Source organism: Citrobacter sp. Cpo032, from assembly GCF_030332975.1.
Lineage (GTDB): Bacteria > Pseudomonadota > Gammaproteobacteria > Enterobacterales > Enterobacteriaceae > Citrobacter > Citrobacter portucalensis.
Map to the genome: position 1 here is coordinate 395,256 of NZ_JAOWGU010000049.1, position 25,487 is coordinate 420,742.

Here is a 25,487-nt window from a genome sequence, read left to right on the forward strand (position 1 = left end):
GCGGTACTATGTCTCGTAATACTGAAGCAACTGACGATGTCAACACCTGGGCTGGCGGGCACCTTAATTACAAAGAGGGCTTCTTCACCCAACTGCAAACCGATGAGCTGGCAAAAGGGATCAATGAAGATGTCGTGCGCGCGATTTCGGCAAAACGAAATGAACCCGACTGGATGCTGGAATTTCGCCTGAATGCCTTTAAAGCGTGGCTGACCATGGAAGAACCACACTGGCTTAAAGCGCATTACGACAAACTGAATTATCAGGAGTATAGCTATTACTCCGCACCTTCCTGCGGTAACTGCGATGAAACCTGTGCGTCCGAACCGGGAGCGGTACAGCAAACGGGCGCGAATGCATTTTTAAGCAAAGAGGTTGAGGACGCATTCGAACAGCTTGGCGTGCCGGTACGTGAAGGCAAAGAAGTGGCGGTTGATGCTATTTTCGACTCGGTATCGGTAGCGACCACCTATCGCGACAAACTGGCGGAGCAGGGCATTATTTTCTGTTCGTTCGGTGAGGCCATTCACGATCATCCTGAGCTGGTAAAACAGTACCTGGGCACGGTTGTCCCCGGCAATGACAATTTCTTTGCCGCGCTGAATGCGGCGGTGGCATCTGACGGCACGTTTATTTATGTACCGAAAGGCGTACGTTGCCCAATGGAGCTGTCGACCTATTTCCGTATCAATGCGGAAAAAACCGGGCAGTTTGAACGCACCATTCTGGTTGCGGATGAGGGCAGCTACGTCAGCTATATCGAAGGCTGTTCAGCCCCGGTGCGCGACAGTTACCAACTACACGCGGCGGTGGTGGAAGTCATCATTCACAAAGATGCCGAAGTGAAATACTCCACGGTGCAAAACTGGTTTCCCGGCGATGGCAATACGGGCGGTATTTTGAATTTCGTCACCAAGCGTGCACTCTGCGAAGGCGAAAACAGCAAAATGTCGTGGACGCAGTCGGAAACCGGCTCGGCCATTACCTGGAAATACCCAAGCTGCATTTTGCGTGGCGACAACTCGATCGGCGAATTCTACTCCGTCGCGCTGACCAGTGGACATCAGCAGGCCGATACCGGCACCAAAATGATCCACATTGGCAAAAACACCAAATCGACCATTATCTCGAAAGGGATCTCCGCCGGACACAGCCAGAACAGTTATCGCGGCTTAGTGAAAATCATGCCGACCGCTACTAACGCACGCAACTATACCCAATGCGATTCGATGTTGATCGGTGCGGATTGTGGGGCACACACCTTCCCGTATGTGGAGTGTCGTAACAATAGCGCCCAGCTTGAACATGAAGCCACCACGTCGCGTATTGGTGAAGACCAGTTGTTTTACTGCCTGCAGCGCGGCATCAGTGAAGAGGATGCCATTTCGATGATCGTGAATGGTTTCTGTAAAGACGTGTTCTCTGAACTGCCGCTGGAGTTTGCTGTGGAAGCGCAAAAACTTCTCGCCATAAGTCTTGAGCACAGCGTCGGTTAAATTTTAAGGAAAGCACATGTTAAGCATCAAAGATTTACAGGTCAGTGTGGAAGATAAGGCGATCCTGCGTGGGTTGAGCCTTGAGGTTCGACCCGGAGAAGTTCACGCCATTATGGGACCAAACGGTTCGGGGAAAAGTACGCTTTCCGCAACTCTCGCTGGACGGGAAGACTACGACGTCACTGGCGGAACGGTAGAGTTCAACGGCAAGGATTTACTGGAACTGTCGCCGGAAGACCGGGCCGGTGAAGGGATCTTTATGGCATTCCAGTATCCGGTGGAAATCCCTGGCGTCAGTAACCAGTTTTTCCTGCAAACGGCGCTGAATGCGGTGCGAAGTTACCGTGGCGAAGAGTCGCTGGATCGATTCGACTTCCAGGATCTGATGGAAGAGAAAATAGCGCTGCTGAAGATGCCGGAGGATTTGCTCACGCGCTCGGTAAACGTCGGTTTCTCCGGCGGTGAGAAAAAACGTAATGACATTCTGCAAATGGCCGTGCTGGAGCCTCAGTTATGCATTCTTGATGAGTCAGATTCCGGGCTGGATATTGATGCGCTGAAAATCGTTGCGGATGGCGTGAACTCGCTGCGTGACGGGAAACGCTCATTCATTATCGTCACTCACTATCAGCGCATCCTGGACTATATCAAACCCGATTTTGTTCACGTTCTCTACCAGGGGCGAATTGTGAAGTCCGGTGATTTTACGCTGGTCAAACAACTGGAGGAGCAAGGTTATGGCTGGCTTAGCGAACAGCAGTAACGTGCTGCAACAGTGGCACCATCTGTTTGAGACGCAAGGGGAGACACGCTCACACCATGCGCAGCAGCACTTGCAACAGATGCTGCGTCTGGGGCTGCCAACGCGTAAACATGAGGACTGGAAATACACGCCGCTGGAGGGATTAACCAACAGCCAGTTTGTCAGTCATGTCGCTGAGATAACGTCAGCCCAATGTGCAGCGTTGTCGCCGACAATTGATGCTGTACGACTGGTATTTGTTGACGGGCAATTCTCTCCGACGCTCAGCGACAGTACAGACGGTAGCGGTTTTGACATTACCATTGACGATGCGCGCCAGGTGCTGCCAGCGGCTATCCAACCGGAAGTGTTTTTGCACCTTACCGAAAGCCTGTCCCGTAGCGTAACGCACATTCAGGTGAAGCGTAACCAGCGCCCCGCGAAACCGCTGCTGCTGCTGCACATAACCCAGGGGCTGGCGGGCGATGAGGTGAATACGGCGCACTATCGCCACCATCTGGAGCTAGCGGAAGGCGCAGAAGCCACCGTCATTGAACACTATGCCAGCCTCAGCGAGCGTCGCCATTTCACCGGCGCACGCTTAACGATGAACGTCGCGGCAAACGCCCATTTGCGCCATATCAAACTGGTGTTCGAAAATCCGTTTAGTCACCACTTCGCGCATAATGACATTCAATTGGGCGCGGATGCTACTGCCGTTAGCCACAGCTTCTTGCTTGGTGATGCGGTATTGCGCCATAACACCAGTACGCAGCTTAACGGTGAAAACACCACGCTTCGGCTGAACAGTCTGGCGATGCCGGTGAAAAATGAAGTCTGTGATACACGGACCTGGCTTGAGCACAACAAAGGGTATTGCAACAGTCGCCAACTGCATAAAACGATTGTCAGCGATAAGGGACGAGCGGTCTTCAATGGTCTGATCAACGTCGCCCAGCACGCCATCAAAACCGACGGTCAGATGACCAACAATAATTTGTTGCTCGGAAAGCTGGCGGAGGTGGATACCAAGCCACAGCTCGAAATTTACGCCGACGATGTGAAATGCAGCCACGGGGCGACGGTAGGACGGATCGACGACGAACAGATGTTCTATCTGCGTTCGCGAGGGATCGGCCAGCAGGATGCTCAACACATGATTCTCTATGCGTTTGCCGCTGAGCTGACGGAAGCCCTGGGCGATGAAACGCTGAAACAACAGGTACTGGCGCGGATCGCCCAACGCTTGCCGGGAGGCGCAGCATGACATTTCCCATTGAAAAAGTACGGGCAGACTTTCCGGTCCTGACGCGTGAAGTGAACGGTTTACCGTTGGCGTATCTGGACAGCGCTGCCAGCGCGCAAAAACCCAATCAGGTGATTGATGCCGAGGCCGAGTTTTATCGTCACGGCTATGCGGCGGTCCACCGCGGTATTCATACGCTGAGCGCCCAGGCCACGGAAAAAATGGAAAATGTGCGCAAGCTTGCCTCGTTGTTTATTAACGCCCGCTCAGCGGAAGAGCTGGTGTTTGTTCGTGGTACGACGGAAGGCATCAATCTGGTGGCGAACAGCTGGGGCAGCAGCAATGTGCGAGCGGGCGATAACATTATCATCAGCGAAATGGAGCACCACGCCAATATTGTGCCCTGGCAGATGCTGTGTGCCCGCGTAGGGGCAGAGCTGCGCGTTATTCCGCTCAATGCCGATGGTACGTTGCAGCTGGAGACGCTGCCGACGCTGTTTGACGATCGTACGCAACTGCTGGCGATTACCCACGTTTCTAACGTGTTGGGTACCGAGAACCCGTTATCGGAAATGATTGAGCTGGCGCATCAATACGGCGCAAAAGTGTTGGTGGATGGCGCACAGGCGGTGATGCATCATCAGGTGGATGTCCAGGCACTGGATTGCGATTTTTATGTTTTCTCCGGGCATAAACTTTATGGACCAACCGGTATTGGCGTTCTGTATGCCAGAGAGTCGCTGTTGCAGGAGATGCCACCCTGGGAAGGCGGTGGTTCAATGATTGCGACGGTGAGTTTGAGTCAGGGAACAACGTGGGCTAAAGCCCCCTGGCGTTTTGAAGCCGGAACGCCAAATACCGGAGGTATTATCGGACTCGGCGCGGCTATTGAGTATGTTTCAGCACTGGGGCTTACTGAAATCAGCGAATATGAACAGTTCATGATGCGCTATGCGTTGGAGCAACTGGCGGATGTGCCGGATTTGACACTCTACGGACCGGATAACCGCCTGGGTGTGATTGCATTTAACCTTGGTAAACATCACGCCTTTGACGTCGGCAGTTTTCTTGATAACTATGGAATAGCCGTGCGGACGGGGCATCACTGCGCTATGCCGCTGATGGCCTACTATAACGTTCCTGCTATGTGCCGGGCGTCGATTGCAATGTACAACACCCATGAAGAAGTGGATCGCCTGGTAACGGGCCTCAAGCGTATTCATCACTTACTGGGCTAACAGGGAGGCGTTATGGCTGCGCTACCGGATAAAGAAAAGTTGTTGCGTAATTTTCTGCGTTGCGCTAATTGGGAAGAGAAATACCTGTACATTATTGAGCTGGGTCAGCGTTTGCCGGAATTAAACGACGACTTACGCTGCCCGGAAAATAGCATCCAGGGATGTCAAAGTCAGGTATGGATTGTTATGAACCAGAATGGCGAAGGGATTATTGAATTACAGGGCGACAGTGATGCGGCAATTGTGAAAGGACTTATTGCCGTGGTGTTCATTTTGTATGATCGCATGACGGCCCAGGATATTGTGAATTTTGATGTGCGTCCGTGGTTTGAAAAAATGGCGCTCGCACAGCACCTCACGCCGTCTCGTTCACAAGGGCTGGAGGCGATGATTCGGGCTATTCGCGCCAAAGCCGCAACTCTTAGCTAAACTGATAAAACACGTTAACTTTCAGACCGACTTGAAAGCGTTCGTGTAAGGCAACGCAGTGACTCGTAAGCCGGATTGGGCGCTCGCCGCCGTCCGGCAAGAACGCCAGGGGGGTGAGTGAGTATGAAACGCGCGTCTGTTATTACGTTAATGCTAATCGGCGCTTACAGCGCTATTCAGGCCGCATGGGCGGTCGATTATCCTTTGCCCCAGGCGAACAGCCGCCTTGTTGGGCAAAACCAAACCTACACCGTGCAGGAAGGCGATAAAAACCTACAGGCGATAGCCCGTAAGTTTGATACCGCTGCCATGCTGATCCTTGAAGCCAACAACACTATTGCCCCCGTACCTAAACCCGGAACCCTGATTACTATTCCCTCACAATTACTGCTGCCGGATGCACCACGCGAAGGCATTATTGTGAATCTGGCGGAACTGCGTCTGTATTACTTCCCGCCAGGAGAGAATATTGTTCAGGTATTCCCAATTGGTATCGGTTTGCAGGGGCTGGAAACGCCGGTAATGGAAACCCGGGTTGGGCAGAAAATCCCGAATCCTACCTGGACCCCTACACCAGGCATCCGTAAACGCTCTCTGGAGCGCGGCATCACATTACCGCCTGTTGTACCTGCCGGGCCAAATAACCCGTTAGGACGCTTTGCACTGCGTCTGGCGCATGGAAACGGTGAGTATCTGATCCATGGCACCAGCGCGCCGGACAGCGTGGGCCTGCGTGTGAGTTCTGGTTGTATTCGCATGAACGCGCCGGACATTAAAGCACTGTTTGCTCAGGTCCGCACAGGCACGCCGGTGAGGGTGATTAATGAGCCGATAAAATATTCGATTGAGCCGAACGGCATGAGGTATGTCGAAGTGCATCGACCGCTGTCGCCGGAAGAGGAACAAAACGTCCAGACCATGCCGTATGTGCTGCCAGCCGGTTTTACCCAGTTTAAAGACAATAAAGCGGTGGATAACAGTCTGGTGGAAAGGGCGTTGTATCGTCGCGCAGGTTATCCGGTCACCGTCACTGCCGGGCAAGCATCGGTCGCGAGCAATGGGCCAGAAGTGAAGTCTGCGCAAAATGGCGTGCCGGGAGGAGATGCTGAGGTGCGCGCTACGCAATAACAGGGAAGGGGAATTCAGAGCAAAAAAAATGGCGCACAATGTGCGCCATTTTTATTACACAGATACTATTACTTGCGGTATTTAGTAGCTGCGTTGTCCAGACGCTGGTTAGCGCGAGCTGCGTCATCTTTAGCAGCCTGAACGTCGGAACGCATTGCGTTCACGTCGTTGCTCAGCTGGTCAACTTTAGCGTTCAGAGTCTGAACGTCAGAAGACAGCTGATCGATTTTAGCGTTGCTGGAGCAACCTGCCAGCAGAGTAGAACCCAGGATTACCGCGCCCAGTACCAGTTTAGTACGATTCATTATTAATACCCTCTAGATTGAGTTAATCTCCATGTAGCGTTACAAGTATTACACAAACTTTTTTATGTTGAGAATATTTTTTTGATGGGAATGCACTTATTTTTGATCGTTCGCTCAAAGAAGCATCGAATTGTGCAAAAACGGCTAAAAACCCGAGTGAAAACAGAAAGCTTCCATCGGATTCATCTTAGATAATCACGGATTAGATAGTGAAATCCGATTTGATTTTTTATTAATTGTGGCTATCGATAAAATAAAAAAAGCGCCACCAGGGCGCTTTTTTAAGCAAATTAATTCGCGATGGAATTATTACAGCACGTGAACGGATGCGGTGTTGGTGGTGCCGCTCGGAACCAGTGCACCAGAAACCATAACCACAACGTCACCTTTCTGAGCCAGACCGCTTTCCAGAGCGACTTCTTTACCCAGACGATAGAAATCATCGGTAGAGTTGATTTCTTTAACCACCTGTGCAACAACGCCTTTGCTCAGCACCAGCTGACGCGCGGTAGTTTCGTTGGTGGTCAGCGCCAGGATGGTGGCATCCGGGAAGTATTTACGTACTGCGCGAGCGGATTTACCACCCTGGGTTGCGACGACGATCAGCGGCGCGTCCAGTTTTTCAGCAGTTTCAACCGCGCCACGGCAAACGGCTTCGGTGATGCGCAGTTTGCGGCTGTCGTTGTTGAAGTCCAGACGGCTGGTCATCACACGGTCAGTACGCTCACAGATGGTCGCCATGATGGTAACGGCTTCCAGAGGGTATTTACCTTTTGCAGACTCGCCAGACAGCATTACTGCGTCGGTACCGTCGAGGATGGCGTTCGCTACGTCACCGGCTTCAGCGCGGGTCGGACGCGGGTTTTTGATCATGGAGTCCAGCATCTGGGTCGCAGTGATAACGACTTTACGTGCACGGATACATTTTTCGATGATCATCTTCTGCGCGAAGATAACTTCTTCAACCGGGATCTCAACGCCCATATCGCCACGCGCAACCATGATGCCGTCAGACGCTTCGAGGATTTCGTCGAAGTTGTTCAGGCCTTCCTGGTTTTCGATTTTGGAGATGATCTGGATGTTTTCGCCGCCGTGCGCTTTCAGGTGCTCACGGATTTCAACGACGTCAGAACGCTTACGGATAAAGGACGCTGCAACGAAGTCAACGCCTTGCTCGCAACCGAAGATCAGGTCTTGTTTGTCTTTTTCAGCCAGTGCTGGCAGCGCGATGGAAACGCCCGGCAGGTTAACGCCTTTGTTTTCGCCCAGGTCGCCGTTGTTCAGCACTTTACAGATAACTTTGTTACCTTCGATGGCGGTAACTTCCATGCCGATCAGACCATCGTCAACCAGAACGGTGTTGCCGACAGACAGATCTTTAGTGAAGCCTTCGTAAGTTACAGCAACGATTTCGTTGTTGCCTACGACAGATTTGTCGGTGGTGAAGGTGAAGGTCTGGCCCGCTTTCAGGGAAACGTCGTTACCGCCTTCCAGTTTGATGGTACGGATTTCCGGACCTTTGGTGTCGAGCAGGATTGCGGCTTTCTTGCCGGTTTTGCTCATAACGTTGCGCAAATTCTTGATGCGCTGACCGTGTTCTGCGTAGTCGCCGTGGGAGAAGTTCAGACGCATGACGTTCATGCCCGCGTCCAGCATTTTGGTTAACATCTCTTCGGATTCGGTTTTCGGACCGATGGTGCAAACAATTTTCGTCTTTTTCATGACAGTCTTAGTCTTTAAGTTGAGAAGGATATGGAAATCTGGCTCCCATCGCGCACGGATGGGAAGCTAAACCTGAGTTACGAAAGTTGTGATGCCTCGCTCTAAGGATAGGTGACATCGAAAAAGCGTGCAGAGGAATGTGTGCTTGTGTTTCAGCCCAACGGGATGGTGAGTTCTGTAGTCGTTGAGTTTTACAGGTCAATGTGCTGAAACCATTCAAGAGACAATTGGCGCGCATTATACGCTGAAAATTATCAAAAAGGAAAATGGAAACAGCGTTTCAAAACACTTCTGTGAAGTTTTACAAAAATTATTCATTAATTTGTTCATCGGTATGGATAAAGAGGTTATCCGGCGTTGCGATTTGTTGCGCAACAAACAGCATTTAACATCTCGATGACTACGTTTTATGCTGTTGACGTCGATGCAGCACTATATTTCTAAAAGTTATATCAAATGCGTTTTAATTCATTTTAAAAGCCAATTCCACTGATTACACTCGTTTGGACATCCATACTGCTAAACAGCTAAAAGCGCTAGCAGAAGAACAATAAGTAGCAGCGGATACCTAAACGACATGATTGTCCTGAAAAATATTTCGAAAGTGTTTACGCCAGGCAGGCTTGCCATCACCGCTGTCGATAACGTCAACCTGACGGTTGAACAGGGGCAGATTTACGGCATTATTGGTTACAGCGGGGCAGGTAAAAGCACCTTAATTCGTTTGCTCAATGGTCTCGAAAAACCAACTTCCGGCAGCGTGACGATTAACGGCCACGATATCTCGGCCGCCAGTGGGGAATCGTTACGCCAGGCGCGACTGAAAATCAGCATGGTGTTTCAACACTTCAATTTGTTGTGGTCGCGGACCGTTAGCGAAAATATTGCGTTCTCTATGCAAATCGCCGGTGCGTCCAAAGCGTCCATCAAAACGCGGGTTGCTGAACTGATTACTCTGGTTGGGCTGAGCGGTCGTGAAAATGCGTATCCTTCCCAGCTCAGCGGTGGGCAAAAACAGCGTGTAGGAATTGCTCGTGCGCTGGCGAACAATCCAGATGTCCTGCTGTGTGACGAAGCCACCTCGGCGCTGGATCCGCAAACTACCGATCAGATCCTCGATTTACTCCTCGATATAAACCGTCGCTTCAAATTGACCATTGTGCTGATCACTCATGAAATGCACGTGGTACGCAAAATCTGCGATCGCGTCGCGGTAATGGAAAACGGCAAGGTCGTTGAGGAAGGTGATGTGCTCAGCGTCTTTACCCATCCTCAGCAGCCTATTACCCGACAGTTTGTTCGTCAGGTGAGCCAGTACACCGAAGAAGACGAGTTTAATCCGCAGCTGGCAAGCGAGTTGGGTGGGGTGGTTATCAAATTAACCTTTACCGGGCAACGTACCCATCGGCCTGTGGTTGGGGAATTGACCCTGCGCTATGGCCTGCCGTTCAACATCTTGCACGGCAAAATGACGCAAACCGCACACGGCGTGTTTGGTCAACTCTGGGTGCACGTGGTGGCCTCTGAGGAACAATTGAACAATATTTTGGCCGACCTGCGCCAGAGCGACATTGAAGGCGAGGTGATTCAACATGGCTGAAGAACTGTTTCCCCATCTGAAGTGGGATCAACTGTTAGCGGCAACCCAGGAAACGCTGTATATGACAGCTCTTTCGGGGGCGGCGACCTTTATTCTGGGCATCGCGCTTGGCCTGGCATTGTTCCTGACAGCGCGCGGCGGATTGTTCCCTAATCGTGCGGTATATAGTGCTATTTCACTGGTGGTGAATATCTTTCGTTCGATCCCATTCATCATTTTGATCGTGCTGCTGATCCCGTTTACCAAAGCGATGGTAGGCACCATTCTCGGCGCCAATGCCGCGTTGCCTGCGCTGATCGTGGGGGCCGCGCCGTTTTATGCGCGTCTGGTCGAAATCGCTCTGCGTGAAGTGGATAAAGGCGTTATTGAAGCGACGCGTTCGATGGGCGCACGGCTGAGCACGCTTATTTTTCGAGTTTTACTGCCGGAATCCTCTCCTGCTCTGGTGTCCGGGATCACCGTGACGCTAATTGCGTTGGTTAGCTACAGCGCGATGGCAGGGGTAATTGGTGCCGGTGGTTTAGGGAATTTGGCCTATCTGGAAGGATTCCAGCGCAACCACAGCGACGTCACGCTGGTGGCGACGGTGACGATTTTGCTCATTGTCTTCATCATCCAGCTTTGCGGCGATGTGATCACCTCTCTGTTAGATAAACGCTAATAAAATACGGAAACCATTATCATGAAAAAATCACTGACGTTACTCGCCGCAGCAACCTTAAGCGCCCTGAGCTTTGCCTCCTGGGCTGATACTCTGACCGTTGGCGCGTCTAACGTGCCGCATGCGGAGATCCTTGAACAGGCCAAACCGATTCTGGCGAAGCAGGGGATCGATCTGGAGATTAAACCGTTCCAGGATTACATTCTGCCGAACACTGCGCTGGCTGGCCGTGAGATTGATGCCAACTACTTCCAGCATATTCCGTACCTGAACAGCGTGATTAAAGACCATGCAGGCGATAAAACGTATGACTTCGTTAGCGCCGGAGCGATTCACATTGAGCCGATTGGTATCTATTCGAAAAAAGTGAAATCACTTAAAGATCTGCCGGAAGGCGGCAAAGTCATCATGCGTGATGCGGTATCTGAGGAAGGTCGTATTCTGTCGATTTTCGAAAAAGAGGGTGTGATCAAGCTGAAGCCGGGCGTGGATAAAGTAACCGCGCGCATTAGCGATATCGTCGAAAACCCGAAAAAGCTGAAGTTCCTGCCAAACGTGGAAGCCGCGCTGTTACCGCAGATGTATAACAACGACGAAGGCGATGCGGTGGTGATTAACGCCAACTACGCCATCGACGCCGGGCTGGATCCAGTGAAAGATCCTATTGCCGTTGAAAGTGGTGAAAACAACCCGTATGCCAACATCATTACCGTGCATCGTGGCGACGAGAAGAAAAAGGATATCGTAGCGTTGGTTGATGTCCTGCATTCAAAAGAGATCCAGGACTGGATCCGTACTAAATATAAAGGTGCGGTGATCCCGGTAAACAACTAATCTGCTTTTTGCCGGGTGGCGGCAGTGCTTTATCCGGCCTACGATGTCCTGTAGGCCGGGTAAAACGCGTTCGCGATGCCATGCGGCACCAGAGCTACACTCGCTCAATTCTCGCTGGCAACCCCTGACGCACCGACGCACCCGACACCCAGTCAAGCCAGGTATTGGCTACCTGTCGGGTTGGGTCCGCAAAACCCAATTCGTTGAGATTAATCCCCGACTTAATCTGCTCATCAAACGCCATCGGCTCACCGTCGAGGGTATGCTGTGCCGCGCCCATTTCTTTATGTCCGTAACCATGTTCAATGGCGATGACACCCGGCATGACGCCATGCAGCAGGCTTATCTGCGCTTGCGCCTGACCACCAGGGGTGGTGATACGCACGATATCGCCGTGTGCTAAACCATACCGCTGACCATCCTGTGGATTGAGCGCCACCAGATTAACCGGCTTCAGATGATGAAGGCGTGGGATCACCGCCGTGGCGCTGGACATGGTATTGGATTTGAAGGAAATCAGCTTCAACGGCCACTCTTGTTCCGGGAACAACTCCTCGACCGCACGTCCATCTGACAGACGTGATGGATACCAGGCCGGGCAGCCGCTGTAGCGCTCGCCAGTAATCGCATGGCGGTGCGCGGCGACGTTCGCATTCCAGATTTGGAGCGGTTTTTCCCAGGCATTGCCGACGCGGTTATCAACTCGCCCGCTGTTGTCCGGCGCAAAGCGCCCGCCGCGGGAGTAGATAAACGCCACTCGGCCGATTTCATCGGTTTTCAACGTTTGGGTCATCACAGGCATGATCCGCTGGACCCCAGTCAGCGCTATGTCTTCCGGCTGTGCTTCTGCAACCGGAGCTTTGCCCATAAACGCAATATTGGCCGCGAGACGCAGGTAGTAATCTTCCGCACGGTTCAACGGATAGTGATTACCTTGCGGATCGGTAATTGCATTGTCGCCGAATCCAGGTAGCCCGATGCGCTTTGCCACTGCGATACAGAAAGACTCCATCGAGGCCGGTTGGCCATCAGCCGTGAGGCTGGTCGCCGATCTGACAACTGGCCAACGCGCGGTGGTGGCTTTGCTGGCCACGCCCGCCCACGGAGCGCTGAATCCCCAGCTTTCGAAGTTGTGGGTATCCGGCACGATGTAATCTGCCAGCGCCGTGGTTTCGTTCATAAAGGCGTCAATGGCAATAAACAGCGGCAGACGAGCAGGATCCTTGAGCTTTTCTTCCGCCACGCCGCGTAACCCCGCAATGCCGTAAAACGGGTTGGTCATGTTGGAGATCCAGGCTTTCAGCGGATAAGGGTAACCTTCAAGCGCCGAGACGAGGAGTTCGGTAAGCTGACCGGCGACAAACGGATACCACGGCGCTTTAGCCGGGAAGGGCGATTGCCCGGCAGCCACCTTATTGCGGTACTCTTCCGAAGACTCATAAGCGGTTTTACTGCGCGCGATGCTTAACCCTTTCGGTTTTACCTTCCCGGCGAAGCTGTCCATGTTGTAGCGCGGACCGTCGGTGGCGCCATTAAACTTGCCGCCGCCGACGAACACGCCGCCTTCAAGGCTGAGGTTACCAATAAGCGCATTGAGCATCATCACCGACCAGGCGTTATAAAATCCATTGCCTGCCATCATTCCGCCGTGCGTGATCACCGCCGCTTTACGCCCGTGGCGGGTGAATGCGTCGGCCAGAGCGGCAATGTCTGCTTCTGACACCCCACACTGCTGGCTGTACTGCGTTAGCGACAGTTTCTCTGCGGACTCACGCAGACACTGGAAGCTGCTTTTTACCGTTACTGTCTGCCCGTCGGCCAGCGTCACTTCACGGGTAACAAACAGCTGAGCGCGCGGGCAACTGCTGGCGACGACAATCTCACCGGCCTCGTTGACGACCATCGGCTCCTGGGCTGCGTTTGCACTCAGATGGGCGAGGGTCAGGTGTTGTCCGGCAAGCGTTGGAATTTCATCGGTAATCACCAGATGCGTTGCATTAGTCCAGCTTTTTTCTCCTGCCTGCTGCATGGCCTGCACGCCGGGAATGGCGAGATAATCAGCGTTATAGCGTTGTTTATCGATAATCCAGCTTATCATCCCCATAGCCAGCGCGGAGTCGCTTCCCGGTCGTACGGGCTGCCAGTGGCCGCGATCGTCAGCCAGCACCGTGGTTAATGGCAGGGCTGGCGCCACCACAACATAGCGGAAGTCGTCACGTAAACGGGCGCTGGCCAGCTGGCGGGCCTGGCGCTTAAACGGGTTGCCGGATTGCGCCGGAGAGGTGCCCATAAACAGTGCGAATTCGACGTTATCCCAGTCGGGTTTTACGTGGGTATTTTTATCCAGATCGCCCATTAACGCACCTGAACCGGCCCGATAGGCCAGACCGCAGTAAGCGCCATGAGCGCCGAAGTTTTTACTGCCGAAACTGTTCAGTGCGAAGCGACGTAAAAAGGTATCACGTCCTTCATCGCTGGTATTGGTGACCAGCAGTTGATTGGATTTTGGGCCAAAGCCGGGATGTTTCGCATCAAGCGGTGTAGTGGGATCGTGGATGGCTCTCAGACCATCAACGTGGCCTTCACCAAACAAATCGCCACCTTCCACCACCTCTTTGATCAGTTGTTCGAAGCTGATGCGCTGCCATTTTCCTTCACCGCGTTTACCGACGCGCTTCATAGGCTCCAGAATACGTAGCGGGCTGTACAGACCTTCGAGTAAGGTTGCACCACGGGCGCAGGCGGTAGAACGTGCGTCAAGACCTGACTCCCCGGTCAACTGTTCCATTGCCGTGGCAAAGGGGACAGAGGCGTCTATATGGTGCTCGTGCGACAACGGATGATAAGGGTTGCCCGCAATGCGCAGCACTTTGCCTTGCTCAGTGTCAACGCGAACCCGTACACCACACTGCGTCCAGCAACCAAAGCACTGCGTCATCGAGATCACCTGCTGCGGGTTTTGCTGCCAGTGAGGCCGGGCGTTGGCTTCGGGGATGAGCGCGTTGGCAAAAATGCGGTCACGGGTAATTTTGCCCGAGGTTCCGTCCAACAAACCGTCTATCGCGCGCTTTGCCACATCCCGATAACTCAGGCCAAAAGTCACCATGCCACCTACGGCAAGGCCGACTTTAAGCCACTGACGACGGGTTAAATTAGCCATGTTGCATTCTCCTTGCGATCGCGTTCAGGGCTTCACGAACAATAATAATCAGTGCTATCCACAGGCCGAAGGTACCCACAATAGCCAGCCAGCCATCGGTGCCGCCGGGCAGGGTATAGGGATTAAACTGCGCGTTAAATTTCGGTACGGTCTGCACCTGGATGAGTAACGTCCAGCGCATTAGCCAGCACAGCGCCATAGCGCTAAAAGCGAGTAATATGCGCAGCGGTAGCGATAAGGGGTAACGTACAACCAACCCGCAAAGAGCAAGCGAAACAAGCCATAGCGCAACCCAACCGATAGCGTAGTGTTGTGCTGAAGAGGCAACATCCAGCCACTGACGGATAGCCGAACCGGAAAGCGTATTTCCACTCGCCCAGATCGCCACCACGATAGCCAGCGCGATCAACGTAACCATTTGCCCCCACGCTAGCTTACGCGGTAGTGCGTCCTTGCTATTTGTCGTGGCAATAAGCAGGGCAAGAAATGTTTGCAGCGCGCTGAGGAACATCGCAACCGGAAAGGCGTAACTGAACCAAATGGGACGCGCCTGTACCACCGACACTTCACGGCCGGTGTAAACCAGCAATCCGATGGCGGACAGCGCGCTACCAAGTGCTAACCATTTTGTGACACTGTAACTTTTTAGCGTTAGCCGTTTCACATGCTGCGCCAGAAACCATAGACCTAAAAAACCGGTAAACAGCGGTAAAAACAGCGCGCCCCACGGCATCCAGGACCATGGCGTCGGATACGCATAGAAGTGCCAGACGCGGGCGGTTTGGTGTAGATCAGCGGTCAGCGCCAGCGGCGCGGTAATCGCGCAGGTCAGGGCGATTAGCAGCGTCAGATTCTCCAGGTCTGCCGTTTCTTTTTTGCGCCAGTGGAGAACGCATGCGAACAGCGCGGCGCAGGCGGCAATGCCGATGAAAAAGAAATATTGTACGGCCCAGGGTAACCAGCTTACGTCCTGAGGATGGGCCAGAACCTCGTCGATAATCAGTGAATGGTTCATTTAAACCTCCTGCCAGAGAGCGGGTTGAGCTCGTCCCATCAATGGGGTGACAAACGCCTCATCCAGTCCCAGATAGAACACGTGAGGAGACGTACCGCTTTCCGGCTTCAGGACTTTGATGGCGTCATGGTGTTCATGCAGCATTTGTGAAATGCGGCTGTGCGGATCTTTAATATCGCCAATGATGCGCGCGCCGCCGACGCAGGATTCCACACAGGCCGGGAGCAGCCCCGCTTCTAGGCGGTGAACGCAAAAGGTACATTTATCGGCGGTTTGCGTTTCATGGTTGATGAATCGCGCATCATAAGGGCAGGCCTGCACGCAATAGGCGCAGCCCACGCAGCGTGTGTTGTCGACCACCACAATGCCGTCTTCGCGTTGGAAAGTGGCTTGTACCGGGCAAACGGGCACGCAAGGGGGATTATCACAATGGTTGCACAGGCGCGGCAGCAGGACGTTGGTAACGCTTTGCTGGCCTTCAATCTGTACTTGATACTGGTTGACGAGGGTACGAAATTCGCCCTGTGGCGTCTGGTTTTCAATGGCGCAACTGACGGTACAGGCCTGGCAGCCGATACAGCGTCGCAGGTCAACCAGCATGGCATAGCGATGCTGTTGTGAGCCTTCGTGGCGTTCTGGCGAAAAGGGAAATTGCGCCTGAGCCAGCGGAACCAGTGATGCGCCAGCGGTCAGGACGCCCAGTTGCTGGAGAAACTGCCGTTTACTGCTGTCCATATTTTCTCCCGTCACGATGCAACAACGAAACATTGGTCACGCCGTTGATTTGCGTGTGATGAATAAAGAATCTCAATGATTTACAGTGTAAAAATCGTGACGGGGTATACTCTATTGTGGTTAACCACATACCCGGCTTGTTGTTGATCTAAAACAACATAATTGACAGGGATAATTGAGTGGGACGCAACGTAGTAAGATGTCTGACGGTACTGGCGTCGCTGTGGATGCTAAGCGGCGCGGTCAGGGCGCAGACATGGAACATTGGCGTTTTGGCGATGCGCGGGGAGGTTTCTACACGTAATCACTGGCAGCCGCTGGAAACCTTGTTGAATCAGCAAATCCCCGGTGAGCAGTTTCATATTCAACCGCTGGACCTGCGGCAGATGCAGGAGGCGGTGAATCGTGGAACGGTACACTTTGTGGTCACCAATCCGGCGCAGTTTGTCCAGCTTAACAGCCGCTCAGCGCTACGCTGGCTGGCGTCGTTACGATCCACCCGTGGTGGGAAAGCCACCAGTAACGTGATTGGCAGCGCCATTCTCGTCAGGCGCGACAGTGGGTTAACCTCCGCACACGATCTGATCGGCAAAACGGTTGGCGCCATTGATGCTCAGGCGTTTGGCGGCTATTTGCTGGGATATAAAGCGCTCAGTGATGCCGGTCTGCGCCCTGAACGTGATTTACGTCTGACGTTTACCGGATTTCCCGCCGATGCCTTACTCTATTTATTACGTGAAAAAGCCGTGCAGGCGGTGATCGTGCCGGTGTGCCTGCTGGAAAAAATGGATGAAGAAGGCCTCATCCGTAAAACCGATTTTATGACCGTGTTGAATCATCCGACTTCAATTCCCTGTTTAACCAGTACGCCGCTCTATCCGGACTGGTCATTTGCCGCACTACCTGCAGTGAGTGACGAGCTGGCCGATCGCGTCACGCGGGTACTGTTCAATGCACCGCAAAACGCGACGTTTCGCTGGGGTGCGCCCGCCTCGACCCGTGAAGTAGAAGCGTTGCTGCGCGACGTCCGACAGCATCCGCAGCAGCGTCAGCTGTGGCTGGATGTCAAAAGCTGGTTTATTCAACACCGACTGGCGATGGGGGGCGTGGTCATCGTATTGCTGTTGCTTACGCTCAATTACATCTGGGTGATGCTGTTGGTTCGCCGACGTGGCAGGCAGCTGGAGCGGAACAACGTGTTGTTGCACAAACAGGAACAGGCGCTGGAGACTGCCCGCCAAATGAGCGTGCTGGGGGAGATGACCTCCGGTTTTGCCCATGAACTCAATCAGCCGTTGTCTGCTATCCGTCATTATGCCCAAGGCTGTCTAATTCGCCTGCGTGGTCAGGATGAGCAGCATCCGTTGCTGCCCGCGCTTGAGCACATAGACGCCCAGGCACAACGAGGAGCCGATACGCTGCGCAATCTCCGACAGTGGGTCAGCCAGGCACAGGGCAATCCGGTACTCTCCGATGACTGGCAAGCCATCAACGTTCACGATGCTATCCATCACGTCTGGCAATTACTGCGCATGCCCCAGCAATTCCCGGCAGTAACGCTGCACACGCAGGTTAGCAAGGCGTTAACGTTGATGCTGCCAAGCGTTCTTCTTGAGCAGGTGCTGGCTAATCTGGTACTCAATGCCGCCCAGGCAGGCGCTACGACGGTATGGTTTAGCGCCCTGCATAAGGATGGTGGCGTGCGTATTCAGGTGCAGGATAATGCCGGAGGCATTGACGAGGCTCAGTTGTATCAGGCGTTTCAGCCGTTTATGACCACCCGCAAAGAAGGTATGGGACTAGGACTGGCCATTTGTCAGCGACTGGTGCGCTACGCAAACGGAGATATTGAGATCAAAAATCAGCAGGCCCCGGACGGCAAAGCGGGGGCGAGAGTGACATTGTATTTTAAGCCAAATCAGGAAGGAGGCCGTAGTGGCGATAATTCATCTGCTGGATGACGACATTGCTGTTACCCAGGCCTGTGCGTTTTTATTGGAAAGTCTGGGATATGAAGTGTCTTGCTGGGAGCAAGGCGAGAAATTCCTCGCCGAGGCAAATCTGCACCAGGTGGGCGTACTACTGCTGGATATGCGTATGCCGGTACTGGATGGGCACGCTGTGCATGAAATCATGCGTCAGAAAGCAAGTACGCTGGCGGTGGTCTTTCTCACCGGGCACGGCGACGTGCCGATGGCGGTTGAGCAAATGAAACGTGGCGCGGTCGATTTTTTGCAAAAACCGGTGTCAGCCGTGCCGCTGCAGGCAGCATTAGAACATGCCTTGCAGGTCTCGGCAGCGGCGTTCTCGCGACAAGAGATCATCTCATGCTACCAACAACTTACGCCAAAAGAACGGGAACTGGCGCATCTGGTAGCAAAAGGGTTAATGAATCGGGAAATTGCTGATGCCATGAATATTGCCGTGCGCACGGTTGAGGTACACCGTGCGCGGGTGATGGAAAAAATGCAGGCAGGAAGTCTTGCTGAGCTCGTTAATCGACTTCAGAGAGTTCAGTAGAATGATGACATTTATTTGATTTTCATTGAATTTTGTCTAAATCGTCAGAGTGATATATGCTGTTGGTTTGAGTTAATGACGAGCGGGCAAAAATGGGAAATCAGACGAAAGACGACGAGTTGTACCGTGAAATGTGCAGAGTAGTCGGTAAAGTAGTGCTGGAAATGCGCGATCTGGGACAAGAACCTAAGCATATCGTCATTGCGGGAGTACTGAGAACCACCCTTGCTAACCAGCGCGTGAAGCGCAGTGAGTTAGAAAAACAGGCTATTGAGACTGTAATTAAAGCATTGGCCGGTTAATTCATAAAAAGAGGACCGCAGAAATTTTTTGCCGTCCTCTTATTCTCGATACGTTAATCTATCAATCTATATAATTTATCTCCGTTAATAATTGGTTGTAGAGAACTATAAAACGATATGTATTTATTTATATATCGGTGGCCGTGCAATATTATATTTGGGAGAGGGTTCACAAATATTTGTAATTTAAATGGGCTGCTATTTCACTCCATTTCTTAATGATAATAAATCTCACTCCGCATTAATTATATCCCTTCCGTTTTTTAATTGATGACGATCAAGACTATGTATGCTGAATAACCACATTATTTCTGCGCCTAACCCTAAAGGATTAGATTCATTCAGTTTAACCACCGTCATTTACGCGATCAGGTTAGGGCAAAAATTTACGTGTTGTTGGCAACATTAACCGCCCGATATGGCTTGAGCTGCGCTGGTTTAAATTAGCTTGGATGTGTTGCTACCACAGCATTTGCGAAGAGGATGCGAAATAAATGAACCAGGTTGATCGTCCATTTTTAGATTGTGGTTTAACGCGACTAGAATTCCTGCGGATATCAGGGAAAGGACTGGCAGGATTAACGATTGCCCCCGCGCTGTTATCCCTATTTGGTTGTAAGCAGGAAGATGTCGATAGTGGGACCGTGGGGCTTATCAATACGCCGAAAGGGGTTCTGGTGACCCAGCGAGCCCGCTGTACGGGCTGTCACCGCTGTGAAATATCCTGTACCAATTATAACGATGGTGCCGTAGGGACCTTCTTTTCCCGGATAAAAATCCATCGCAATTTCTTCTTTGGCGATGATGGCGTCGGGTCCGGTGGTGGGCTGTATGGCGATTTAAACTATACCGCTGATACCTGCCGACAATGTAAAGATCCGCAGTGCATGAAGGTCTGCCCAATTGGTGCAATTACCTGGAAACAAGAAGACGGTTGTATTGCGGTGGACCACAAACGCTGTATTGGCTGTAGCGCGTGTACCACAGCCTGCCCGTGGATGATGGCGACCGTAAATACCGAAACGAAAAAATCCTCAAAATGTGTGTTATGCGGAGAATGCGCCAATGCTTGTCCGACTGGGGCATTAAAAATTATCGAGTGGAAAGATATTACTGTTTGATAGATAACAGGCATACCTGATTCGCGCCATTAATTGCCAAAAATACTGCAGTTTTGGATAAAAAAGCTGCCTTAAGAATGGCGGGTATATCTATTAAACCTTCTTGCAAAGGAAAACATGATGGCTAATGGTTGGACAGGTAATATTTTACGGGTCAATCTCACCACGGGTAATATCACCCTTGAAGATTCCAGTAAATTTAAAAAATTTGTCGGTGGGATGGGCTTTGGTTATAAAATTATGTACGACGAAGTCCCGCTAGGCACCATGCCTTTTGATGAAGGGAATAAACTGGTTTTTGCCACCGGACCATTGACGGGGTCAGGCGCTCCCTGTAGCTCCCGCGTCAATATCACCTCCTTATCGACGTTTACTAAAGGTAACTTAGTCGTAGATGCCCATATGGGCGGTTTCTTTGCTGCACAAATGAAATTCGCCGGTTACGACGCCATTATTATTGAAGGCAAGTCCGCATCACCGGTCTGGATCAACATCAAAGACGATAAAGTCAGCATCGAAAAAGCCGATTTCTTGTGGGGCAAGGGGACTCGCGCCACAACCGAAGAGATTTGTCGGATTACCAGCCCGGAAACCTGCGTTGCCGCTATTGGGCAGGCGGGTGAGAATCTGGTGCCACTGTCCTGCATGATCAACAGCCGCAACCACAGCGGCGGTGCAGGTACGGGTGCGGTGATGGGTTCTAAAAACCTGAAGGCCATTGCGGTAGAAGGGACCAAAGGCGTCAACATTGCCGATCGTAAAGAGATGAAGCGTCTCAATGACTACATGATGACCGAGCTTATCGGCGCCAACAACAACCACGTTGTGCCAAGCACCCCGCAGGCCTGGGCAGAATACTCTTCGCCAAACTCGCGCTGGACAGCCCGTAAGGGACTTTTCTGGGGCGCGGCAGAAGGGGGGCCAATCGAAACCGGTGAAATCCCGCCAGGCAACCAAAATACAGTGGGTTTCCGTACCTATAAATCGGTGTTCGATCTGGGGCCAGCCGCAGAAAAATACACGGTCAAAATGAGCGGCTGCCATTCATGCCCTATTCGTTGTATGTCGCAGCTCAATGTCCCGCGGGTGAAGGATTTTGGCGTGCCGAGTACCGGCGGCAACACCTGCGTGGCGAACTTTGTTCACACCACCATTTTCCCCAATGGCCCGAAAGATTTTGACGATAAAGACGATGGGCGAGTCGTAGGGAACCTGATCGGACTGAACCTGTTTGACGATTACGGTATCTGGTGTAACTACGGCCAGCTGCACCGTGACTTTACCTACTGTTATTCGAAAGGCGTCTTTAAACGCGTGCTGCCAGCCGAAGAGTACGCGGAGATCCGTTGGGATCAACTGGAGGCGGGCGATCCTAACTTTATCAAAGATTTCTACTATCGACTGGCGCATCGCGTGGGGGAACTCAGTCATCTTGCGGACGGTTCGTATGCCATTGCTGAACGCTGGGATTTGGGCGAAGAGTACTGGGGTTATGCCAAAAATAAACTGTGGTCGCCGTTTGGTTTTCCGGTCCACCATGCAAACGAAGCCTCGGCGCAGGTGGGGGCGATCACCAACTGTATGTTTAACCGTGACTGTATGGCGCACACCCATATCAACTTCATCGGTTCCGGTTTGCCGCTGAAATTACAGCGCGAAGTGGCGGGTGAGTTATTTGGGTCGCAGGACGCCTACGACGAAACCAAAAACTATACCCCAATCAATGCCGCCAAGATCAAATATGCCAAATGGACGCTGCTGAAAGTCTGCCTGCATAACGCGGTTACGCTGTGTAACTGGGTTTGGCCGATGACGGTTTCACCACTCAAGAGCCGCAACTATCGCGGAGATTTGGATCTGGAAGCGAAATTCTTCCAGGCAGTCACCGGTGATGAAACCACGCAGGCGAGTCTGGACCTGGCCGCTGAACGCATCTTTACCCTGCATCGTGCCTATACGGTCAAACTGATGCAAACCAAAGATATGCGTAATGAACACGATCTCATCTGCTCCTGGGTGTTTGATAAAGATCCGAAAATTCCGGTCTTCACCGAAGGCACCGACAAGATGGACAGGGAGGATATGCGCCAGTCACTGACGATGTTCTATCAGGAAATGGGCTGGGATCCCGAGTTGGGTTGCCCAACGCGTGAAACCCTGAATCGACTCGGACTTGAAGACGTGGCAGCCGATTTGGCTGCGCAGGATCTGTTGCCAGCGTAAGGAACGCGAGATGACTAACGTGAGCAACGTTCAGGCACCCGTTGAGGCGCTTCCTGACGAGGTTGATAGCCAAAAGAGACACTGGCTACAGGCGTTTCACCCGCCGGTCGAGCGGGTGACTGCGCCGCAGGTTCAGGAAGCCGCCAGCCCGGAGTCGATTGTGGCAGATTTTATCCGCCAGCATTCGGCATCGGGGCACCTGGTGGCGCGCAGCGTGTTTCTGCAGCCACCTTATTCGGTCCCTGAAACCGATCTTAGCGCGCTGCTGGATATGCTGTGCCAGGACGCGAATGACGCGGATATCACCCGTGTGCAGGGTGTGGAAGATGTCTATTTCTACTCAACGCAAACCATGACGGCAAACTACGCCGACATGTGCGTGCAGGTGGTGGAAAACGACATCTGTCGTGCGATTGCCGAGGCGGTACGCTTCGACGGTCGTACGTATCCTCGCCCCTATAAGGTCGCCATGTTGACGCAACCGCCGTACAGCTTTGAGTCTCAGCAGATTTCAGCGGCGCTCACGGCCATGGAAACGCACCCTGATTACGCAGATATACGTACTGTGGAATCGTCAAATGCGGAGCCTTATTTGTTCAGCGAACGTTTTATGAGTTATGGCAAAGCGTACGGCCTTTGTGAATGGCTTGAGGTTGAGCAGTATCAGAACCCCTGAAATATTCAGGTTGATGTCATGGAATGTGTGGACGACCACTGTCACAGCATTAGAGGATAACCCGATGTCCTTCACCCGACGAAAATTTGTCATTGGCATGGGGACGGTGATTTTTTTTACCGGCCCAGGTCAAAATCTGTTAGCGAGTACCAGGAGCCCTAAAGCCGTTCGTTACGTCATGATTCACGACGAATCACTGTGTAACGGATGCAATATTTGCGCTCGTGCATGCCGGAAAACCAACCATGTACCTGACCAGGGCAGCCGTTTGTCGATAGCGCATATTCCGGTAACCGATAACGACAACGAAACGCTGTATCACTACTTCCGTCAGTCCTGCCAGCATTGTGATGATGCACCTTGTATTGAGGTGTGTCCGACCGGTGCCTCCTGGCGAGATGAGAACGGTATTGTGCGAGTAGATACGTCTTGCTGTATTGGCTGCAGTTACTGTATTGGCGCGTGTCCTTATCAGGTGCGCTATCTCAACCCGCAAACCAAAGTGGCGGATAAATGCGACTTCTGCGCTGAATCTCGGCTGGCAAAAGGTTTCCCTCCGATCTGTGTTAACGCTTGCCCGGAACATGCGCTGATTTTCGGTCGTGAAGATAGCCCGGAAATTCAGACCTGGTTGCGAGAAAACAAGTATTACGAATATCAACTTGCAGGCGCCGGGAAACCCCATCTGTATCGTCGGTTCGGTCAACATTTGATTAAAAAGGAAAATGTATGAACGCGTCGCAGAATGCCGAACAGTTTCACGCCCAACTTGCACAGTATGTCCCCCTGTTTTCACCGGACTACTGGCCTGTGTGGTTAGTCGTTGCCGGGTTAATGCTGGTGGGAATGTGGCTGGTGCTGGCGCTTCACGCCATGCTGCGCTTTCGGGCGGCGCATAAAGCGTCGGCAGGGCATGGTGAGAAGGTCTATTTATATTCGAAGGCTGTCCGCCTGTGGCACTGGTCGAATGCGCTGTTATTTCTGTTGCTTCTGGTTAGTGGCCTGGTCAATCACTTCTCTGCCGTTAGCGCACCGGTAATGAAAAGCCTGCTCACCGTTCATGAGGTTTGTGGCTTTTTGCTACTTGCCTGCTGGATTGGTTTTGTGCTGATCAACCTGATTGGCGGCAACGGACATCACTATATTATTCAACGTCAGGGCTGGATCGCACGTGCGCAAAGACAAACTCGTTTTTACCTGTTTGGCATTATGCAGGGCGAGTCACACCCATTTCCGGCCTCACCTCGCTCTAAATTTAATCCGTTACAGCAGGCGGCCTATGTTGGCGTGATGTATGGTTTGTTGCCACTGCTACTGATCACTGGATTGTTATCGCTTTACCCGGTAGCCGTCGGCGATCTGTTCCCCGGAGTGCGTTACTGGCTGCTTCAGGCGCACTTTGCGCTGGCAATAGCCAGTCTGTTTTTCATTTTTGGGCATCTTTATCTCTGCACTACGGGTCGCACGCCGGGCGAAACCTTTAAGTGTATGGTGGATGGCTACCACCGGCATTAAGCGATGATGATTACGCGAAGTGACTTACGGGCCTGGCGTGTTGGGCCCGTCATGTATCGCTGGTTTCTACGCGCGTTTCCCGCAGGAGGAAGCTATGCCGATGTTCATCGCGCGCTCCAGCGGGAAGGGTATACCGATTGGGCAAATAGCCTGGTGGAATACGGCTGGTCAAAATGGCGGGAAGATGCGAGTTTTGCTCAGCAGGATATTGACGCAATGGGGAATATTTCCTGTGAGCAAGCTGCAGGGGAAACCAGTCGTCCGTTGGCGAGTGCGGAAGATTATGCCCGATTTAGCAGTGCGGGTGACAACGTTAAAATTGCCAGCGCCGGGTATGCTGCGCAGATCGCCTGTGCCGGTTACAGCGCACGGATTGGCAGTGTAGGCTATAACACGCATATCGGCAGTTCAGGCGATCGCGGGCGAATAGCGATTGCGGGAAACTCGGCGCGTATCAGCAGTGTGGGCGATGGAACACGTATTGCCAGTACTGGCATGCGCGTACGTATCAGTTCGCTCGGCGACCGAAATCGGATTGCCAGTAGCGGTGATTTAACCCAACTGGCCTGTTTTGGCGCAGAGGCGAAAATCGCTAACTGCGCGGACAATATCCACATTATTGCCAGCGGAGAGAACGCCGTTGTTGCCAGTACCGGTGCTGTCGACTCGATAATTCTTGGTCCCGGCGGATGTGCGGCGCTGGCTTATCACGATGGCGAAAGAATGCGTTTTGCGCTTGCCGTTGAAGGGGAAAATAACATTCGGGCGGGCGTGAAATATCGGCTCAACGAAGACCATCAGTTCGTGGAATGTTGAGCC

24 protein-coding genes are annotated in these 25,487 nt (G+C 52.5%); 18 read left to right on the forward strand and 6 right to left on the reverse strand.

Annotated features, from left to right (window positions below; genetic code table 11):
- Positions 1 to 8 precede the first annotated feature (8 nt).
- The 6 genes from sufB to ldtE all read left to right on the forward strand — a co-directional run bounded on the left by sufB (position 9) and on the right by ldtE (position 6,279).
- Positions 9 to 1,496 (forward strand): Fe-S cluster assembly protein SufB, encoded by a 1,488-nt coding sequence (gene sufB, locus OGY33_RS20475; protein WP_020996440.1) that lies wholly within the window; start codon positions 9 to 11, stop codon positions 1,494 to 1,496.
- 16 nt (positions 1,497 to 1,512) lie between these two features.
- Positions 1,513 to 2,259 carry a Fe-S cluster assembly ATPase SufC gene (gene sufC, locus OGY33_RS20480; protein WP_003832649.1) on the forward strand — a complete coding sequence of 249 codons (747 nt, stop codon included), beginning with the start codon at positions 1,513 to 1,515 and terminating at the stop codon, positions 2,257 to 2,259.
- On the forward strand, positions 2,234 to 3,505 hold the full coding sequence (gene sufD / locus OGY33_RS20485; protein ID WP_149607159.1) for a Fe-S cluster assembly protein SufD: 1,272 nt from the start codon (positions 2,234 to 2,236) through the stop codon (positions 3,503 to 3,505). Before sufC ends, sufD begins: the two co-directional genes overlap by 26 nt.
- Positions 3,502 to 4,722 carry a cysteine desulfurase SufS gene (gene sufS / locus OGY33_RS20490; RefSeq protein ID WP_008784609.1) on the forward strand — a complete coding sequence of 407 codons (1,221 nt, stop codon included), beginning with the start codon at positions 3,502 to 3,504 and terminating at the stop codon, positions 4,720 to 4,722. Before sufD ends, sufS begins: the two co-directional genes overlap by 4 nt.
- 12 nt (positions 4,723 to 4,734) lie before the next feature.
- Positions 4,735 to 5,151: a cysteine desulfuration protein SufE gene (gene sufE / locus OGY33_RS20495; protein WP_003832654.1), complete on the forward strand. Its 417-nt coding sequence runs from the start codon at positions 4,735 to 4,737 to the stop codon at positions 5,149 to 5,151.
- 123 nt (positions 5,152 to 5,274) lie between these two features.
- Positions 5,275 to 6,279, forward strand: a complete 1,005-nt coding sequence (gene ldtE, locus OGY33_RS20500) for a L,D-transpeptidase LdtE (protein WP_032943210.1) — start codon at positions 5,275 to 5,277, stop codon at positions 6,277 to 6,279.
- 68 nt (positions 6,280 to 6,347) lie between these two features.
- On the opposite strand, the gene lpp is transcribed toward ldtE, so the two are convergent.
- The 3 genes from lpp to ynhH form a co-directional block, all read right to left on the reverse strand.
- Entirely contained in the window at positions 6,348 to 6,584 is a 237-nt protein-coding gene (gene lpp / locus OGY33_RS20505) for a murein lipoprotein Lpp (protein ID WP_003029373.1), read from the reverse strand.
- A 309-nt stretch (positions 6,585 to 6,893) separates the two neighbouring features.
- Positions 6,894 to 8,306, reverse strand: coding sequence for a pyruvate kinase PykF (gene pykF / locus OGY33_RS20510; protein ID WP_286572229.1), 1,413 nt, complete (start codon positions 8,304 to 8,306; stop codon positions 6,894 to 6,896).
- Positions 8,307 to 8,313: 7 nt separating this feature from the next.
- Positions 8,314 to 8,508 (reverse strand): protein YnhH, encoded by a 195-nt coding sequence (ynhH, locus tag OGY33_RS20515; RefSeq protein WP_244293978.1) that lies wholly within the window; start codon positions 8,506 to 8,508, stop codon positions 8,314 to 8,316.
- A 375-nt stretch (positions 8,509 to 8,883) separates the two neighbouring features.
- On the opposite strand from ynhH, the gene OGY33_RS20520 reads away from it, so the two are divergent.
- From OGY33_RS20520 to OGY33_RS20530, 3 genes are read left to right on the forward strand one after another with little or no spacing between them, the layout of a single operon-like run.
- Positions 8,884 to 9,906, forward strand: coding sequence for a methionine ABC transporter ATP-binding protein (locus OGY33_RS20520; protein WP_032943213.1), 1,023 nt, complete (start codon positions 8,884 to 8,886; stop codon positions 9,904 to 9,906).
- Positions 9,899 to 10,567, forward strand: coding sequence for a methionine ABC transporter permease (locus tag OGY33_RS20525; protein ID WP_048214308.1), 669 nt, complete (start codon positions 9,899 to 9,901; stop codon positions 10,565 to 10,567). Before OGY33_RS20520 ends, OGY33_RS20525 begins: the two co-directional genes overlap by 8 nt.
- 21 nt (positions 10,568 to 10,588) lie before the next feature.
- Positions 10,589 to 11,401 carry a MetQ/NlpA family ABC transporter substrate-binding protein gene (locus tag OGY33_RS20530; RefSeq protein WP_003029358.1) on the forward strand — a complete coding sequence of 271 codons (813 nt, stop codon included), beginning with the start codon at positions 10,589 to 10,591 and terminating at the stop codon, positions 11,399 to 11,401.
- 94 nt (positions 11,402 to 11,495) lie between these two features.
- Here the strand turns inward: OGY33_RS20530 and ttrA are convergent, their stop codons facing one another.
- The 3 genes from ttrA to ttrB are packed head-to-tail and all read right to left on the reverse strand — an operon-like array spanning position 11,496 to position 16,311.
- Positions 11,496 to 14,561, reverse strand: coding sequence for a tetrathionate reductase subunit TtrA (gene ttrA, locus OGY33_RS20535; protein ID WP_191238577.1), 3,066 nt, complete (start codon positions 14,559 to 14,561; stop codon positions 11,496 to 11,498).
- Positions 14,554 to 15,576: a tetrathionate reductase subunit TtrC gene (gene ttrC, locus OGY33_RS20540; RefSeq protein ID WP_001016644.1), complete on the reverse strand. Its 1,023-nt coding sequence runs from the start codon at positions 15,574 to 15,576 to the stop codon at positions 14,554 to 14,556. The genes ttrA and ttrC overlap by 8 nt, the downstream gene beginning before the upstream one ends.
- A complete protein-coding gene (ttrB, locus tag OGY33_RS20545; RefSeq protein WP_020996438.1) occupies positions 15,577 to 16,311 on the reverse strand; it encodes a tetrathionate reductase subunit TtrB in 735 nt (244 codons plus the stop codon).
- Positions 16,312 to 16,538: 227 nt separating this feature from the next.
- On the opposite strand from ttrB, the gene ttrS reads away from it, so the two are divergent.
- From ttrS to ydhT, 9 genes are all read left to right on the forward strand, one after another.
- Positions 16,539 to 18,272 (forward strand): tetrathionate respiration histidine kinase TtrS, encoded by a 1,734-nt coding sequence (gene ttrS, locus OGY33_RS20550; protein ID WP_103014617.1) that lies wholly within the window; start codon positions 16,539 to 16,541, stop codon positions 18,270 to 18,272.
- Positions 18,247 to 18,831: a tetrathionate respiration response regulator TtrR gene (gene ttrR, locus OGY33_RS20555; RefSeq protein ID WP_008784617.1), complete on the forward strand. Its 585-nt coding sequence runs from the start codon at positions 18,247 to 18,249 to the stop codon at positions 18,829 to 18,831. The genes ttrS and ttrR overlap by 26 nt, the downstream gene beginning before the upstream one ends.
- Positions 18,832 to 18,923: 92 nt before the next feature.
- Entirely contained in the window at positions 18,924 to 19,133 is a 210-nt protein-coding gene (gene fumD, locus OGY33_RS20560; protein ID WP_003029345.1) for a fumarate hydratase FumD, read from the forward strand.
- Between the two features lie 494 nt (positions 19,134 to 19,627).
- On the forward strand, positions 19,628 to 20,254 hold the full coding sequence (locus OGY33_RS20565) for a ferredoxin-like protein (RefSeq protein ID WP_003029338.1): 627 nt from the start codon (positions 19,628 to 19,630) through the stop codon (positions 20,252 to 20,254).
- Positions 20,255 to 20,374: 120 nt separating this feature from the next.
- Positions 20,375 to 22,477, forward strand: a complete 2,103-nt coding sequence (locus tag OGY33_RS20570; RefSeq protein ID WP_286572234.1) for an aldehyde ferredoxin oxidoreductase — start codon at positions 20,375 to 20,377, stop codon at positions 22,475 to 22,477.
- Between the two features lie 10 nt (positions 22,478 to 22,487).
- Positions 22,488 to 23,153 (forward strand): YdhW family putative oxidoreductase system protein, encoded by a 666-nt coding sequence (locus OGY33_RS20575; RefSeq protein WP_149607162.1) that lies wholly within the window; start codon positions 22,488 to 22,490, stop codon positions 23,151 to 23,153.
- Between the two features lie 64 nt (positions 23,154 to 23,217).
- Entirely contained in the window at positions 23,218 to 23,886 is a 669-nt protein-coding gene (locus OGY33_RS20580) for a 4Fe-4S dicluster domain-containing protein (protein WP_020996435.1), read from the forward strand.
- Positions 23,883 to 24,668, forward strand: a complete 786-nt coding sequence (phsC, locus tag OGY33_RS20585) for a thiosulfate reductase cytochrome B subunit (RefSeq protein WP_111465719.1) — start codon at positions 23,883 to 23,885, stop codon at positions 24,666 to 24,668. Before OGY33_RS20580 ends, phsC begins: the two co-directional genes overlap by 4 nt.
- A 51-nt stretch (positions 24,669 to 24,719) precedes the next feature.
- Positions 24,720 to 25,484 carry a protein YdhT gene (gene ydhT / locus OGY33_RS20590; protein WP_431615009.1) on the forward strand — a complete coding sequence of 255 codons (765 nt, stop codon included), beginning with the start codon at positions 24,720 to 24,722 and terminating at the stop codon, positions 25,482 to 25,484.
- The last annotated feature ends 3 nt before the right edge of the window (positions 25,485 to 25,487 follow it).